We start from the raw sequence: 16,149 nt of genomic DNA, 5'->3' as shown, positions 1-16,149 counted from the left end.
AGACCATAACAGGGGTAAAACGCCTCTCGCCGAAACCCATAGGGGGCAAATGCTTCGGTAAAGCGTTCAATCACTTCGTCGTAAATGGGTTCTGCCCCATTAAACGCTAATTCCCAACTGCTTAAATCTAAACCTTCTCGCTGCGCCGGAGCAATCTTTCGCACACACAAATCGTAGGCAAAATTTGGGCCACCGCTAGTCGTCGCCTGATCACGAGAAATGGCTTCTAACCAACGCAAGGGACGTTGTAAAAACATCAACGGTGACATCAACACCACACCAAACCCTCCATATAGGGGTTGCAATACGCCCCCAATTAAACCCATATCGTGATAGGGAGGCAACCAAATCACCCCTTGACTTTGGGGAGAATGACCAAAACAGCGATGAATTGCTGCTAAATTTTGTAATAAATTACCATGAGCGATCATTACCCCTTTGGGTGTTGCAGTCGAACCGGAGGTATATTGCAAAAAGGCAAGGCTATCCGAGGTTAAAACGGGTTCTTGCCAGTGGTCAGCGAACGTTTCGAGGGTATCGGTCGCCACCCAATGCAAAGTTTGAAGCGACTGAACTTGTTCGAGTTGTCGGTTAATCAGAGATAAAATAGACTGACTCGTGAGGGCAACTGTTGCTTTAGAATCGGCTAATATCGCTTCAATACGCTCTAGTGAACGGTTGGGTCGAGGCGGATAGGCTGGAACTGCTACCACTCCAGCATACAAACAGCCAAAAAAAGCACTAATGTAGTCTAAACCGGGTTGATACAGCAGTAATGCCCGTTCTCCGGGCTGACAGATCGATTGTAAATGAGCGGCGATCGCCCTAGACTGTTGATCTAAAGCTTGATACGTTAAACTCACTTCCTGAGTTTCACCGTCTAACAAAAATCTGTAGCCGACTTGCTCAGACTCGTGGGTTGCTCGGGCGCGTAGAAGGTCAACGAGAGTGTTGATTTCAGGATGATCTGAACTATTCATTCAGAAGCCGTAATTTTTTCACTTAACCAGGATACAGAGTTTCTCGACCGTCGTCAGTATTTTCTGGACAGTTCTTTCGCGCTGTCAATTGGCGCGGCTCCAAAGCCATCATCTATTCTATGCGGAAATGTTGTCGAAACTGATGGAAACATTTACAATGCTGTAACTTAACGACTGTGTTCTGATCGCCTATTCCTCCCTATTACAGCTTTTTGATCTAGTCTTTCCTGTTCCTGTCGGGCTAAACCGCGATAACTCCCATGAACTCAAGCCATTTACTCTCTCCTTTCCCCAATAGCTGGTTTCGGATTGCCACAAGCGATGAACTTCCAGCTAAAGGTGTATTACCCTTACGCTACTTTGGTCAAGATTTTGTCCTGTTTCGGGCTGAAGACGGAACGCCTCATTTACTTGACGCCCATTGTCCCCATTTAGGCGCTCATCTGGGGTACGGAGGGACGGTGGAAGGAGAGACAATTCGCTGTCCGTTTCATGGTTGGCAATGGAATTGTCAGGGGGATTGTGTCAAAATTCCCTATACGGATAAATCGCCTCAAACTCAAATTAAAAGCTGGCCGGTACGAGAATTGAATGGCTTGATTTTTATGTATTATCACCATCAAGCTCAAGAACCCGACTGGGAAATTCCTCAAGTTCCTGAATGCTATTCTTCAGAGTGGACTCCTCTGCGTTCGGTGCAACGTTGGAAAGTTAAAACGAACCTCGTTCAATATTTAGAAAATAGTGTTGATGTTTCCCATCTCTACAGTTTACACCGTCAAACGTTTGATGATGCCATTAGTGATGGAATTGAAATTGATGGCCCGACTTTAACCCATCGAATTACTCAAAAATATAATCTCTCGGCGATGCTCGTTGGAAAGTTAGTCGGAGAAGCGGATGGTTCGGTGAAAACAACCTATTACGGGCCGGGATATGATGTGAGTTACTATTGGACAAAAGGGTTAATTCAGTTTGGATTATTTACTATTTTTACGGGGACTCCGATTGATGAAGACTATTTAGATGTTCAGATTTTTTCTTGTGTTAAAAAAGTGCTTCCCCCACCTCTCAACTTACTCCTCGCCGCTTTTGTGAAACAGGATGTAGAAGTAACCTTTAAGCAAGATATTGATATATTAGAACACCGAATTTCCCCAACTCATCCAATTTTGTTTGAAGAAGATGGGCCGATTAAACCGAGTTTACGTTGGGTCAGCCAGTTTTATTCGTCTGACACTGCCGATCAAAATAATTTAGCGGTTAAATCTTAACTTGTAACCTTCACTTTCTCCTAAGTGCTTTCAAAATCGAACTCAAATTTCAGCCGGGGGTTAAGATGGGGAGAGTTGCTATTGATAAAAAGTCGTTTGTTATCAAAAAAATCCTTTCCCCAATCTCCTGATCAATTATTCGGACAATGAAATAGCTTAGAATCTATTTCGAGGTTAAAACTTTTTCAGTTTGTTTGTGTTTGACTTTTTGAGACATCGCTTTTTCTAGGCGTTCATCCCAATATCTTTGATTGCGGTTTGCATCTTGAACAAAAGGAGTCATGGCAATAATATTAATCACTAACTGATTAACAAGATTCATCGGGAAACGTAAAGGTCTAACGAAGTCAATAAATAAAACAACTCGTATTCCATCCGTTTCATTCCAGGCTTCATGGGGAAAAGCATCATCAAAAATCATGCACTTTCCTTCTTCCCAGTGACGCACTTCATTGGCAACCCGAAGACGACACTTTTCTCGCGGTTCCGGAATTTTTAAGCCTAATAAACAACGAATAAACCCTTTGTAAGTGCCACGATGTTCGGGAATATGTTTACCCGGAAGTAAAATCGAGAAAAAAGCAGTTTTTAAACCCGGAATTTGTTCTAATATTCGTGCTGTTTCTGGGCAGAGTTTACAATTCTTTTCGGCTTTCTTCCCGTAACCAAACAGAAAATATGTTTTCCACATATCATCTGTACTGGTTCGATACATTTGATCGGGTGAAATATCTTGGAAATTGGGAAGGTGATCTCGATATTTTAAGATTTCATCGAGTTCTTGGCGAATCACTGTCCAATTCGCTTCTAATTTTGGCACCCATTTAAACTGTTCCCGTTCAAAGAAGGGTTGATCACCAATTATAGAAGATCGCGTAATAATCTTCTCAAAGTTCCAAAGTAGATTCGCGCCAATACCATGCACAATTAACCATCTAAGTCTCTCTTGCAAGAGAGATAACGAAATTTTATTCATTAACCTTACGTCTCCTCACTCCAACTAAATTAAGGTTTTATAAATTAAGTCGTGACCACCACACAAGAAGTATTTTATCATAGGTTTTAAATTTGTATAAGTTAATTGTAATAAAATTTTTATACAATAAATGAATAATCTTTACATCAGGCTTTATTAATCCGGGAAAGTCAGGGTTTTAAGACACGCTTTAACCTCCTCAGCTTTTAGTTAAACTCATTACAATTATGAGATAGACTCCTAAATTAGAGATATCGACAAAAAAACCTAGTCTCTTTAAGAAACCAGGTTTAGGTATAATTAACTAATATGATCTAAGCCAAACTGAGTCTATTTTGAGGATAAGACGTTCTGTTCTTGTTCTTCATTGGCTTTTTGGTTAAATACTTCTTCTAAACGTTTATCCCAATATTTTTGATTGACTTTAGCATCTGCAATCAGCGGAGAAATTGCAATCGCTTCAATTAAAAGTTTATTGACAATATTTAGAGGAAAACGCAAAGGTCTAACAAAATCAATAAACAATACGACACGAGTTTCATCCGTTTCATTCCAAGCTTCGTGGCGAAAAGAATCATCAAATAACATACATTTTCCGTTTTCCCAGTGACGCACTTGATCAGCAACTCGGATGCGACACAGTTCTTTAGGTTCGGGAACTTTTAACCCCAATAAACACCTAGCCAAACCTTTGTATGGCCCCCGGTGATCGGGAAGATGTTTTCCTGGTAAAAAGATCGAAAAGAATGCCGTTTTTACACCGGGAATTTTTTCTAACGCAGCGATAGTTTCAGGACAACGTTCACAGTTTTTTTCTATTTTATTCCCGTAGCCATACAGAAAATAGGTTCTCCAATCATTATCGGCACTAATTTGGTCATTTTGATAGGGCAAAATTTCGTGAAAACAGGGTAATTCATGTCGATGTTTCAAAACTTCATACATCTCGTCCCGAATGACTTCCCAATTTTCTTCTAACTCTGGAACCCAGTCAAACTGTTCTCGCTCAAAAAAAGGATTACTCCCAATTAAAGAATATTTAGGAATGAGTTTTTCAATACTCCAAAGCAGATTTGCTCCAACTTTAAGGATTAAAAACTCCATAAGTTTTTTTCTTTGTTTCTGCCAAAATGTTTCTTTTTCTGACTCTTGAATCATTTCGTTTGTACTTGAGTTCATTCTCAGCAAAATCCTCATTATTGTTAGTAATTTAGCATAGCATTTAATTCGGTTTTTGGGGTAAAGTTTGTCATAAAAAAATAATATTATTAACTACTTTTTTATGAAAAAAATCCATAAGTTTCAAAACCTAGACTCATGTTCTAAACACAGTCTAAATTTTTAAGAAAAACCCAATATTGCACCCTAATATTAAATCCGATTTGCCAAATCTTGCAGACTACTTTGTTGAGTATTTTGCATCCATTCACCCACAATCGTTAACTCTCCGTTTAAAAATTGCTGACGACAGATTCGACGTTGAATTTTACCACTGGTTGTCTTCGGAAGACTTGCCGTTTTCAATAACACAATCCCATAAACTTCTACAGTATGCTGTTCTGCGATCGCTGTCCGAATTGCTGTAACAATTTCTTCAACATTCAACGACCTCAAATAACGTCGTTCTACCTCATAAGCAATCACCAAACATTCTTCATCATTCACCTCTATTGAAAACGCCGCCCCACAACCTTTTCTTAAAGCCGGATGACTATTTTCAGCCGTTTGTTCAAGATCTTGCGGATAACGATTTCGACCCCAAAGAATCATCATTTCTTTGATGCGACCTGTAATAAAAAGTTCCCCGTTCTGGAGAAATCCCAAATCTCCCGTGCGGAGAAACGGCCCTTTCTCACCGACAAAACCCCGAAACATCTGTTCTGTTTCTTCCGGTTGATGCCAATATCCTAAACCAATTCCAGTACCCTTGACCCAAATTTCACCGACTTCGCTATCCTTACAAACCGTCAATGTTTGAGGATTGACAATCATCACTTGATCACCCAAATTAGGTTGACCACAGCCAACAATCGCCCGTGAATTAGCCTGTTCGGGAGAAACTTCAATCACGCGATTTTCTTCTAATTCTTTGCCATCAACATACTTAATAATCGGCGGTTCACTTCGGCGTCCTCCGGTAATAAATAACGTCGTTTCTGCCATCCCATAACAAGGATAAAACGCTTCCGGGCGAAAACCGCAGGGTGCGAAAATTTTAGAGAATTGTTCTATCGTGTGGGCGCGAACAGGTTCAGCCCCAGAAAAGGCGACTTCCCAGTGACTTAAATCAAGAGTTTCTAACTGTTCAGGTTGAATTTTACGGCACAATAAATCATAGGCAAAATTTGGCCCCCCACTGGTTGTTGCTTGATAACGAGAGATTGCATTTAACCAATTAATTGGCTTTTGAATCAAGGAAACAGGCGACATTAATGTTACCGGAAATCCCCCATAAAGCGGCTGAATAACACCACCAATTAATCCCATATCATGGAATAACGGCAACCACATCACCCCGCGACTTTGGGGAGAATGTTCAAACCCTTGATAAATTAAAGCAGAATTGTGCATAACGTGGCGATGCGTCACCATCACGCCTTTTGGAGTTCCCGTAGAACCGGAAGTGTATTGCAGAAAAGCCAAGTCATCGGGAGTCAGTTGGGGTTCAACCCAGTCAGAAGCGGTTGACGGGGGTAAAGTATCAGTGGTGATGCAGGGAAACTGATCAAAAAGGGGTTCAAATTCTGGGTATTGACGGCTTTGTTGTTTGAGGTGGGATAATAGTCCTTGAGTCGTTAAAACGACAATGGACTCGGAAGACTGGAGACGATCAAAGATTTTGACGAGATCTTTGGCTGAATGAGGAGGGTTATTCGTTACCGCGACAAACCCCGCATAGAGACAACCAAAAAACGCCCCAATAAATTCAAGTCCAGCAGTATAAGGATAAATAACCAGCGCTCGTGATCCGGGTTTTCCGATAGACTGAAGGTAGGATGCGATCGCGCGTGCTTGTTGATCGAGTTGTTGATAGGTGAGGCTTCCAGACTCCGTTTCACCATCTGGCAAGAAGGTATAAGCCGTTTGGTTGGGTAAGTTTTGCGCCCGGTCACGCAGCAGGCTAACGAGTGTTAAATCGTAATTCATCAACTGGGGTAGACCATCCGTCCTAGATTTTCTGCTCAAGTCCGTTTATCCTGAACCGTTAAACTGAACTTTGATTATAAGTTTTCTGTCTGATTAACGCACATTCCCGATAAATTTCCAAATTTTTGAGCGAGTCACAGAGGGTTGGTGTAGAGTTTACTTGGGTTTCTGGCTGAGATTCAACCCATTTAAGCTGAACTGAGGGTTTGTTATCCGGATTAGTTCCCCATTAAGGCGGAATAAATCAGCACCCAAAAGGTCTGAACGTGGAGATTGAGTCTTTCTCTGGAGAGATTTTGCAGGCGATCGCTGCATAAGTGAACTCGTCTCTGTTATATATCACATTAGAATAAGACCGATCTAGGATGCCAAAAAAATCTAAATGAATCAATGAAAATCGCAATTCTTACCTCGGGTTTCCCGCCCGTTTTAGATGGGGTTAGTGTGAGTGGACTGTATCGAGTTCAAAAGCTGAGTCAATGGGGACATGAAGTTTTAGTTTGTTATCCCGATTATAGTCCTCTGGCTGATCTGTATCCAAATTGGAAGGATTATGTCGGTGATATTCTTCCGGGTGTACGAGTGGTGGGGCTAGAAAGTACGCCGATGTTTGGGGTTGATTTTGAACGCAATGTGAGTTGGAAATCTTATCCTACTGTTGTGCGAGAATTAGAAAACTTTCAACCCGATGTGATTCATGTTGATGAACCCGAACGTTTGTTTTTTGGCTTTTTTCGTCTCGCTGGACTGAACTATGCCCAGAAATTCGGGATTCCTTGCGTGAGTTTTTTTAGAACTAATTTTATTGAATATGCCGAAGATTTTTTACCCGTACCGTCTTTGATGATTCCGATGATTCAAGGAATAGTCGGAAAAATATTTGCTTTAATTTATAATGCTTATGATCGGACTTTGGTTTCCAGCCGAATTACGGTTGAAAAGTTAGAGAAAATGGGGATAAAAAATCTGCAATATGCCAATTTATTAGGATTTGATGCGGGTCAATTTAACCCGAATTTGCGTCAAGAGGGTTTTTTTGAACAGCGTTATGGACTCCCAGATGTTGATCGCAAGGTTAAACTGATTTTTTTAGGGCGTCTAACTCCCGATAAAGGATGGATGTTTACGCTCAGAACTTTTGAACGATTAGTTAAAATGTTAGATCCGGATCAATTTGCCGTTTTGATTGCCGGAGATGGGCCGATGCGATCGCAAATTGAACAGCATTTAAGTCCGTTAATCGGCAGTGTACACTTGTTGGGTCGGGTTCCCCCTGCTGAGGTTCCGGCAATACTGGCCAATAGTGATGTCCATGTCACCGCCTCGGAAAAAGAAACAAGAGGGTTAACTATCTTAGAAGCCTTTGCGACTGGGATTCCCGCAATTGCCCCTCGGGCAGGAGGTGTAGTTGAAAATATCCAAACTGGTGAAAATGGGTTCTTATATATGCCTCAAGATTGTGAGGATTTTGCCGAAAAATTAAAGCAGTTAATTGAAAATTCGGATTTAAGAAAACAGATGGGTTTCAAAGGTTTGTGCTGTGTTGCAGACTACAGTTGGGATCAAACCGTGAAGAATTTAGTCAAGATTTGGGAAGCTGAAATCACGAATAAAAAGCAGATTCACCCGAATACATCTTCTCTGAAAATTAATCAAACTTGAGTTTAGTTAGCATTGATACTTTTACTCCGGAGGTGAAACATGAATTAAGACTCAAGAACTCGGACACAGACAAGGGGTTATCGATTGTGATTTAACCCAAAGTTGATCGAACAAGTGCAGAGTATGTGACAGTTTCAGCATCTGCACCCTAAAACTGTAACCCCTCAAACTGTAAAAAGAATTTTCCGGAAACCTTCCCCGTTTAGCAGAAACGACAACACAACAATCAAAAGATAATAAGTTGTTTTTTCACTGTAGACAACTATCAATGGCAAAATAAATAAACATTGATAGCCCTTGTAAAATAGCGGGTCGATTTCTCTTAAGTTCATCTGTAACAGACACAACCGATCGCAGCGTATGCAGACATTTTTTATTATTTGGTTAGGGCAAGTTGTTTCCGTCTTGGGAACCTATATTACAGATTTTGCCCTTGGTGTGTGGGTCTACCAACAAACAGGCTCCATCACCCAATTTGCCATGACTGTTGTGTTCATGCACCTACCAAACTTGATGGTTTCAGCGTTTGCTGGCCTCTTGGTAGATCGCTGGAACCGAAAGTGGGTCATGATCTTCGGCGATGTTACGAAAAGTATCATGGCGATCATTATGATGCTTCTAGCCACCTCAAATCAACTGGAGGTCTGGCACGTCTACATCGCAGTTTCGTTGAGTTCCTTGTGTACCGGATTCCAATGGCCTGCTTACATCGCAGCGATTGCTCAAATTGTTCCCAAACAACATTTGAGTCGAGCCAATGGAATGGTACAAATCTCCCGAGCGGTAGCCCGAATTCTTGGCCCCACGATTGCCGGATTTATGGTACAAAGCATCGGCATTCGGGGTGTTCTGTTGCTCGACTTCTGTACCTACAGCGCGGGAATTATTACCCTACTCGCCATACATTTCCCCGTACTCAAGACGACTACAACTCAAACCGTTGCTCAAAAAACCGCTTCTTTAGCGCAAGTTTGGAATGAGGCGATTTCCGGTTGGAACTACGTCGCTGAACGCGCAGGTTTATTGCGGTTAATCCTATTTACAGGTGTGATTTATTTAACCGAAGGCGTGGTTCAGGTGGTTTTCTGGCCATTGGTTTTAAGTTTCGGTACGAGTTCAGAGTTGGGAATTGTCTTGTCCATTAGTGGCTGCGGGATGTTGTTTGGAAGCATCGCTGTCAGCGCTTGGGGAGGACGACTTGGACGGCGTGTTTACGGAATTTTATTCTTTGTTGGTTTGCAGGGTTTGTGTCTGTGTTTAGGTGGTTTCAAAGCATCTATTTTCGTGGCTGCTATTGGCGGTTTTGGATACTTATTTGCTCAACCGATCATTATCAGTTCTAATCAAACGATTTGGCAATGTAAAATTCCCATTAATTTACAAGGACGGATTTTTGCCCTCCAAAGTTTAATTGAACGTTCTGCAATGATTTCAACTCAACTCACAATTGGGCCGTTGGTTGATCGTTTATTTGAACCGATGATGGCTGAAAATGGTTTGCTTGCTGATAGTTTAGGTAAACTGATTGGTGTTGGGCCAGGACGCGGAATTGCCCTGTTGTTAATTTTATTAGGTATGCTCAATATTGGGGCTTCTATTACGGCCTATCGCACACCTCGTTTGCGTCAAGTGGAAAAAGAACTTCCTGATGCGATCGCTTCAAATGTTGTTTCTGGATAGATGTTCTCGCATAATGTTCTCGATTGAGGACAACAGACTAAAACTCAGAAATACAAACCCGGTTTCTCCTAGAAGCTGGGTTTTGATGTATATTTAAAAATAGTAAAAATAGCTATAGCTAAAAAAAAATTAATCTTAGTTTTCCTGATTTGAGTGATAAAACTGAATAGTTGATAGATAGATAATTCCCATGATAATTATTGTAATCAATAGCTTTAACCTTAAAAAAATGCTCAACAAATTAACGGTCATCTCTCTTGGTTTAATTCTTGCAGTTTTAGGAACTTCTAGCTTGACTTTCAACAGTTTAGCGGCTCCCGTGACTCAAATCTCTCAAACGATTGAGTGTCGGGAAGATGGTTCAATGATTGAGATGAAAAAATGCGCTCAAGATAAATATTCAAAGATTGATCGACAACTCAATCAAACTTATCAAACATTGATGGCGAAGCTCGATGATAATCAACGCAAACAACGCCTAATTTCCGCTCAACGGTCTTGGATTCAGTTTCGAGACAAAAGTTGTAACTATGAAGCCAGCGAAGCATTAGGAGGAAGTTTAGAAGGACTTTTATTAACAAACTGTTTAACGCGAGTTACCGATCAACGAACGTCTGAATTGAAAGAATATGTATCCCGTTTAAATGAACGTTAAACTTGTCCTCGTAATCTTTCTAGTTCTTCCCGAATAGAGAGGGGTTGATAACCTAACTCAAACGCTTTAGAACTCTCTAGAGAAACATCAGGCGGACGAGAAGCAGGCATTTGTACATCTTGTTGTAAACAGGGTTTAATCTTCTCCACCGGGAGTTCAAAAACTTCCGCCATCAGTCGGCAAAAATCATAACGAGACATTCGCTCTTTTCCGCCTAAATGTAAAATTCCTTTGGCTTTTTCTAGGGCTAATAATAATCCTTTTGCCGCAGTGGTTCCACTGACAGAAGTGCGATATTCATCCGTAAACAGTTGAAGTTCTTTTCCGGCTTTTAACGCTTGCACAAATCCTTGAATAAAACTGCCCGCATGAGGTGAAGCTTTCCCAAACATTAACGGCATTCGACAAACAGCAACTTGAGGATTTCGCTCTAACATCCCTTGTTCAGCAGCGACTTTTTGTTCTCCATAAATACTCACCGGAGAAACCGGATCAGTCTCTTTATAAGGCGGATTTAAACCATTAAAAACTAAGTCCGTTGACGTGAAAGCACAAGCAATAGAATAATCAGCACATAATCCCGCTAAATTGATAGATGCTGTTACATTAATCGGATAAGTTTTATCGGGATGAAGTTGGCAATAATTGGGTTTAGATTGGGCGGCGGCGTGAATAATAGCAGTCGGTTGGATGTCCTCAATTAAAGCTTTTAACCCTTGAAAATCAGTGAAGTCGTGTTGAATCATGTTAACACCCGGAATTTTCACCGCCTTTGAACGGTAAGTGCCGTAAACTTCCCATTGAGACGCTGCAATTTGGCAAATATTCCAACCGAGAAAACCACTTGCGCCTGTGACCAATAATTTCTTCATTAAAACTTGAGTAGACTAATCTGAGTTTCTATTTTATCAAAACATTATACCCTACCGTTCATTTGACTATTGGCAGTTAACGAATAGTGCGGGTAGAATTGAAAAAGAATCAACTAAGAGCAAATATAGTGTCTCACTCTCGTTTTTAACGAGGGGTATTTGACCTATAGTATTAAGCCTTTTTAATTGACTCAATTTTATTAAACTTAGACAGTCCGGTGAACGAACTAACCTTAAAATGGATAGAAGCCAACCAACTTCATATCCAAACTTTACAACAGCAACAACCCAGTAAACATCCCGGTACAATTCGCATTGGACGAGATCCCCATCGGTGTGATGTCGTCTTATCTCATCCCACTGTTTCTGGGTTACACGTCGAAATCTTTTTTGATACTACATCCGATCAATTTCGAGTCCGTAGTTTACGAGACACAAACCCACCTCGGATAGATGGTCAACTTTTGTCTTCTCAAGACGCAACCCTCAACCCCGGTAGTCATCTCTGCTTAGGACAAGTTGAACTCGAAGTGGTTTCTATTTTGACCAGAATAGAGAAAATTCCAGTCACGATTTTGCTTCCTCCCAATGAGTCTGTTAACTTACAAAAACCCCCAGCTTCAACTCCCCAATACGGTTTACAATGTCCCAAGTGCGATCGCCAGACACCCTATGAACAGATTGATTTAGGATGTCGTTGGTGTGGAACTTCTCTCGCCGCAGCGATGAGTGTTGTGATGTCTCCTGAATAAAATTGATGAGGAAATGGAGAGAGTGAGGGAAAATATGAGTATTCTAAAATCTAAAGTTTAAATTCCCAATTCCCTCTTTCTCATGCAAATTCGACTGAGTTGGCGAGATCCGACAACAAACGACTGGCGAACCCCTGTATTAAGTCCTCCGATTGCAATTGGACGAGTCTTTGACCGGATGCCAGGTACAATTGATGGAAATCGGGTGTCGCGTATTGTGTTGAAAGGAGATCGGGTTTCTCGCTTTCATACTTTAATAACTTGGGAAAATAGAAATCTCATCCTGACTGATATTGGCAGTCGTAACGGGACTTTTATCAATGGAGTGAATCAAGCCCGAACGGTTTTAAATGATGGTGATACTCTACAAATTGATAGTTATCACATTCTGGTTTCTTTTGTTACCAGTTCTCTCAATTCTAATACTTTACCTGGAAAATCGCAAATCTTTTTTAACCCCCAAACCAATCAACCCGATCCATTAACCGCTACGCCTAAACCGATCACTCCGGCTAATAATAGTTTCCCCCCGACAGAGTTTTTACACGCGGCTTTAGTCTCTCCTTCTACTCTACAAACCACAGGATTACCCGTTGAGGAGATTGATTATCTCACAATTGGAGGAGGGTTGGGAAGTTTTATTTGGGTTAATTTTTTGAGGATTTCTGGAGTCAAAGTCAGTCAAATCATGGCGGTAGGAATGGAAGAAAAACCCTACGCCCGTTATCAACGGTTGTGTCTAAATTCTCAAATTCCTCCTCACGAACGTTTGCGATCCAATTCTGATTCTTGTCCTGATAATATTTGGGGTTGGCCGAGTTATGCGTTGCGAGAAGCTGATCACGAAATGACTCGCGGACGGTTATTAATGGCTTTAAAATTGCTGTGGAAAGTCTTTGCTGAACCTGTTTTAGCAGAAACTTATACCCCAAAATCGCAAAATGTTTTTGATTCGATTGATCGAGAAGCCCAACGGATTAATTGGGGAAAAATTTATCGCTATGGACGAGTTTTAGGGATTCGGAAAACTAATGACGGGCGTTATGCGATCGCGATTTCTCGTTCACGGGCAAATAAACGAGAACGGGCTTTTATTCTAGCACGATATGTTCATTTAGCGACTGGATATCCGGCGATTCAGTTTCTCCCAGATTTACAAACTTATCGTGAAATGACACGAGATTTTAAGACAGTTGTGAATGCTTATGAAGATCATCAACATATTTATCAACAGCTAGAAAAACAAGGCGGAACGGTAATTTTGCGCGGACGAGGAATTGTAGCATCTCGAATTCTTCAACGAATTTATGAGGCGAGAAAGTACAATTCTAAGATTCAAATTCTTCACTTAATGCGATCGCCAAAAGCCATAGGACGTCAATTTGGAAAATCACGACGTCAAGTCGAAAATCATTTTGAATTTCAACCGTTTAATTGGCCGAAAGCTTGTTGGGGAGGGGAACTGCGGGAGAAGCTGGAAACGGCGAATTCCGAACGGCGACTGCAATTGCTCGAAAGTTGGGGCGGAACCACCACGGCGAACCGTCGAGACTGGCGAGAAATTGTCAATCGAGGGCTGACTCAAGGCTGGTATCGGATTGTATTTGGTAATGTCGAAAAGGTGGAAAAACTAACCGGCGATCGCACGTTAACGACGATTCGAGAACGGGGACTCGAAGCCCAAATTAAATTGGAAGCCGATTTTATTATTGATGCGACGGGTTTGGATGCTCACGTTCAGACGAATCCGTTATTAAATGATTTGGTGACTCATTACAATTTGCCGCTAAATTCTCTGGGTCGCTTGCAGGTTTCCAACGATTTTGAATTGGTCGAAATGCGTTCGGTTACGGTTGCTTTGCAAACGGGAAAAACGGCGGCGGTTTCTCCGGTCAGTCCCACCCCAAAAGGTCGAATGTATGCGTCGGGAGCGATGACTTTGGGCGGGCCTTACGCCCCCGTTGACAGTTTTTTGGGGTTGCAATATGCGGCGTTGGAGTCAGTTAATAGCTTGGCGGCGGCCGATTCAAATGTGAAAAAATTGGGAATGGTGAGGTCATTAACTCAGTGGTTCAAATGGGCGCTCAATCAATCTCCTTAAACGCTGGACGGTTCAAGGTTTTGTTCAAAAAACTCTCGGTGTTTTCACGGAGACTGAACCCAAATCATACATTTAAAACGAGATCAAAGATCAGTAATTACCCGGTTTGAAATCTAGGGTTTTTCATCTAAGCTGAATGTAGAGACTTAAAAAATTTAACACCCTCTACCTCTAGGAGATCGTATGGGCTTGAGCAAAGCACGTTCTAACCGTCTCAACACTGACATGGCTATAACTCAGACGGCAATTTTTGCAGGTATCGCATTAACAGGTATTGCTGGCGGTGGCTATCTTGCCGACTGCGACTTCAACGTATTGGCTACTTTAATACGGGGTTAGGCAAGATGCAAACGACACTCAAAAAGACTGAACAAGTGACTAACAACCATTCTAATACGATAAATTATCCCTTTTTATTGGTAACGCACATGGTTTGTGCTGACCAACAAATTCACAGCGAAGAATCAAAAGCGCTTCACGAACTCGCAACTCAAATTGAAGCCGGACAGCGAACCCTGGAGGAAATGGAAAAGATTCTCGCCCAAGATGATAATCAATTATCTGTCGAAGAAGTTGCGAGGCGAGTACCCAGCAGTCAAAAAAATGAGGCCATGTGTCAAATTTTAGCGATTGCTTATGTAGACGGGTTTTGTTCGGTGTTAGAACGGAAGATGGCCGAACGAATTGCACAGATTTGGAACTGGCCGAAAGGAGAAATACAGAAACAAATTGAAGAAGCCGGAGCCTTTTCTGATACGGGATTTCTTGATGAGTCCAATCAACAAAAACTTTCTGTTAGTGCGCGTTTACTTCAGAAAGCTGATTCGATTTTATCCCAGGCTTTGGTTAATAAATTAGCCAATTTAACGGGAGCCGAAGAAAAAGTCGAGCAACTGCGGCGAGAAATTTTGTTATCGGGGCCAGAATATGATGAAGCAATTCGTGAGTGTGCCGTTGTTGCTAAGGAAGATTACCAATTTTCACAATTTGCTCTGAGAAGTGCTTTGTCGATACTTTACTATTTGGGAAAAAATTTGCAAAAATCGATTTATGAAATTCAGTCAAAAACTAACAGTAAAGGTCAGGCAAACACGGCTAAAGAAGTTGCAAAACAACTCGAATTAACTGAAAAATCGCTCTCGGCTGAAATTATCAAAGAAATTGAGGATGTGCGGGAATCCCTCCGTTCAAAAGAACGCGCTCTCAATCACTTTAGCATTGCCTTTATGGGCAGAACGAAAGCGGGAAAAAGCACGCTTCACGCCATTGTTACTAACGATGGATGGGAGGCGATAGGAGTTGGAAAACAGCGAACGACTCGTTACAACCGAGTTTATGAATGGAAAAATATTCGGATTATTGACACGCCTGGGATTGGCGCTCCCGGCGGAAAAAGTGATGAAGAAATAGCTGAAAGTGTGATTGAGGAGTCAGATGTTATCTGTTATGTCGTTACAAATGACAGCGTTCAAGACACAGAATTTAAGTTTTTACATCTGCTCAAAAAGAAAGCAAAACCGCTCATTATTCTTTTGAATGTTAAGAAAAATCTGCGCGATCCCCGTTGGTTAGAACATTTTCTAAAGAATCCCGATAAAGCCTTTGCAATGGAAGGTCAAAGCGGTTTGGGCGGACATATTGAACGCATTCGCCGCTATGCAAAAGAGCATTATGCAAACGATTACTTTCCCATTGTTCCGGTGATGCTTTTGGCGGCTCAACTTTCCCGCGAACCCGAACATGAAAATCGCCAAGAGGAATTATTCAAAGCCAGTCGAATGCAAGATTTTTTAGATTCTATTCGCGAGTCTTTGATTCAATACGGAACTATTCGACGATCGCAAACTCTACTCGGTTCGACTGTCGGCGCCATTAATACACCCTATGACTGGGTTGCAGGACAAGCTCAAATTTATGGACAATTAGCAGAAACAATTCAAAGCAAACAGGAGGAAATCAGAAAGAAAATTGAGATCGCATTCAAAGATAGCCGCAGCAACTTACAAATAGAAATCGAAACGATATTTCAAGAGGCGATTAATGCTGTTCC

Annotated in this window: 12 protein-coding genes; 7 read left to right on the top strand and 5 right to left on the bottom strand. The window is 41.5% G+C overall.

Translation table 11 applies throughout. From position 1 onward, the window contains the following. Window positions 1-980, bottom strand: a 980-nt coding sequence (locus M595_RS25110; RefSeq protein ID WP_023069358.1) for an AMP-binding protein, incomplete at its 3' end; no start/stop codon positions are given. A 260-nt stretch (window positions 981-1,240) separates the two neighbouring features. Here M595_RS25110 and M595_RS25105 point away from each other — a divergent pair. Next, entirely contained in the window at window positions 1,241-2,254 is a 1,014-nt protein-coding gene (locus tag M595_RS25105; RefSeq protein WP_023069365.1) for a Rieske 2Fe-2S domain-containing protein, read from the top strand. A gap of 163 nt (window positions 2,255-2,417) precedes the next feature. Here the strand turns inward: M595_RS25105 and M595_RS25100 are convergent, their stop codons facing one another. From M595_RS25100 to M595_RS25090, 3 genes are all read right to left on the bottom strand, one after another. Next, window positions 2,418-3,230, bottom strand: coding sequence for an aspartyl/asparaginyl beta-hydroxylase domain-containing protein (locus tag M595_RS25100; protein ID WP_040484650.1), 813 nt, complete (start codon window positions 3,228-3,230; stop codon window positions 2,418-2,420). A gap of 330 nt (window positions 3,231-3,560) precedes the next feature. Next, window positions 3,561-4,409 carry an aspartyl/asparaginyl beta-hydroxylase domain-containing protein gene (locus tag M595_RS25095; protein WP_238987137.1) on the bottom strand — a complete coding sequence of 283 codons (849 nt, stop codon included), beginning with the start codon at window positions 4,407-4,409 and terminating at the stop codon, window positions 3,561-3,563. Window positions 4,410-4,601: 192 nt separating this feature from the next. Beyond that, on the bottom strand, window positions 4,602-6,377 hold the full coding sequence (locus M595_RS25090) for a fatty acyl-AMP ligase (protein ID WP_023069367.1): 1,776 nt from the start codon (window positions 6,375-6,377) through the stop codon (window positions 4,602-4,604). A gap of 390 nt (window positions 6,378-6,767) precedes the next feature. On the opposite strand from M595_RS25090, the gene M595_RS25085 reads away from it, so the two are divergent. The 3 genes from M595_RS25085 to M595_RS25075 all read left to right on the top strand — a co-directional run bounded on the left by M595_RS25085 (window position 6,768) and on the right by M595_RS25075 (window position 10,374). Beyond that, window positions 6,768-8,039 (top strand): glycosyltransferase, encoded by a 1,272-nt coding sequence (locus M595_RS25085; RefSeq protein WP_023069357.1) that lies wholly within the window; start codon window positions 6,768-6,770, stop codon window positions 8,037-8,039. Window positions 8,040-8,399: 360 nt separating this feature from the next. After that, window positions 8,400-9,719, top strand: coding sequence for an MFS transporter (locus M595_RS25080; RefSeq protein ID WP_040484649.1), 1,320 nt, complete (start codon window positions 8,400-8,402; stop codon window positions 9,717-9,719). Between the two features lie 229 nt (window positions 9,720-9,948). After that, on the top strand, window positions 9,949-10,374 hold the full coding sequence (locus tag M595_RS25075) for a lysozyme inhibitor LprI family protein (protein WP_023069369.1): 426 nt from the start codon (window positions 9,949-9,951) through the stop codon (window positions 10,372-10,374). On the opposite strand, the gene M595_RS25070 is transcribed toward M595_RS25075, so the two are convergent. After that, entirely contained in the window at window positions 10,371-11,246 is an 876-nt protein-coding gene (locus M595_RS25070; protein WP_023069363.1) for an SDR family oxidoreductase, read from the bottom strand. The genes M595_RS25075 and M595_RS25070 overlap by 4 nt on opposite strands. A gap of 218 nt (window positions 11,247-11,464) precedes the next feature. On the opposite strand from M595_RS25070, the gene M595_RS25065 reads away from it, so the two are divergent. From M595_RS25065 to M595_RS25055, 3 genes are all read left to right on the top strand, one after another. Beyond that, window positions 11,465-11,998 carry an FHA domain-containing protein gene (locus M595_RS25065; RefSeq protein WP_023069366.1) on the top strand — a complete coding sequence of 178 codons (534 nt, stop codon included), beginning with the start codon at window positions 11,465-11,467 and terminating at the stop codon, window positions 11,996-11,998. Between the two features lie 82 nt (window positions 11,999-12,080). Continuing rightward, complete coding sequence (locus M595_RS25060; RefSeq protein WP_023069364.1) at window positions 12,081-14,099, top strand: FHA domain-containing protein; 2,019 nt, start codon at window positions 12,081-12,083, stop codon at window positions 14,097-14,099. Between the two features lie 344 nt (window positions 14,100-14,443). Continuing rightward, on the top strand, window positions 14,444-16,149 hold a 1,706-nt coding region (locus M595_RS25055), incomplete at its 3' end, for a GTPase (RefSeq protein ID WP_023069362.1).

The sequence above is a fragment of the Lyngbya aestuarii BL J genome (genome assembly GCF_000478195.2).
GTDB classification, from domain to species: domain Bacteria; phylum Cyanobacteriota; class Cyanobacteriia; order Cyanobacteriales; family Microcoleaceae; genus Capilliphycus; species Capilliphycus aestuarii.
This window is presented reverse-complemented; position numbering and strand designations above follow the sequence as displayed.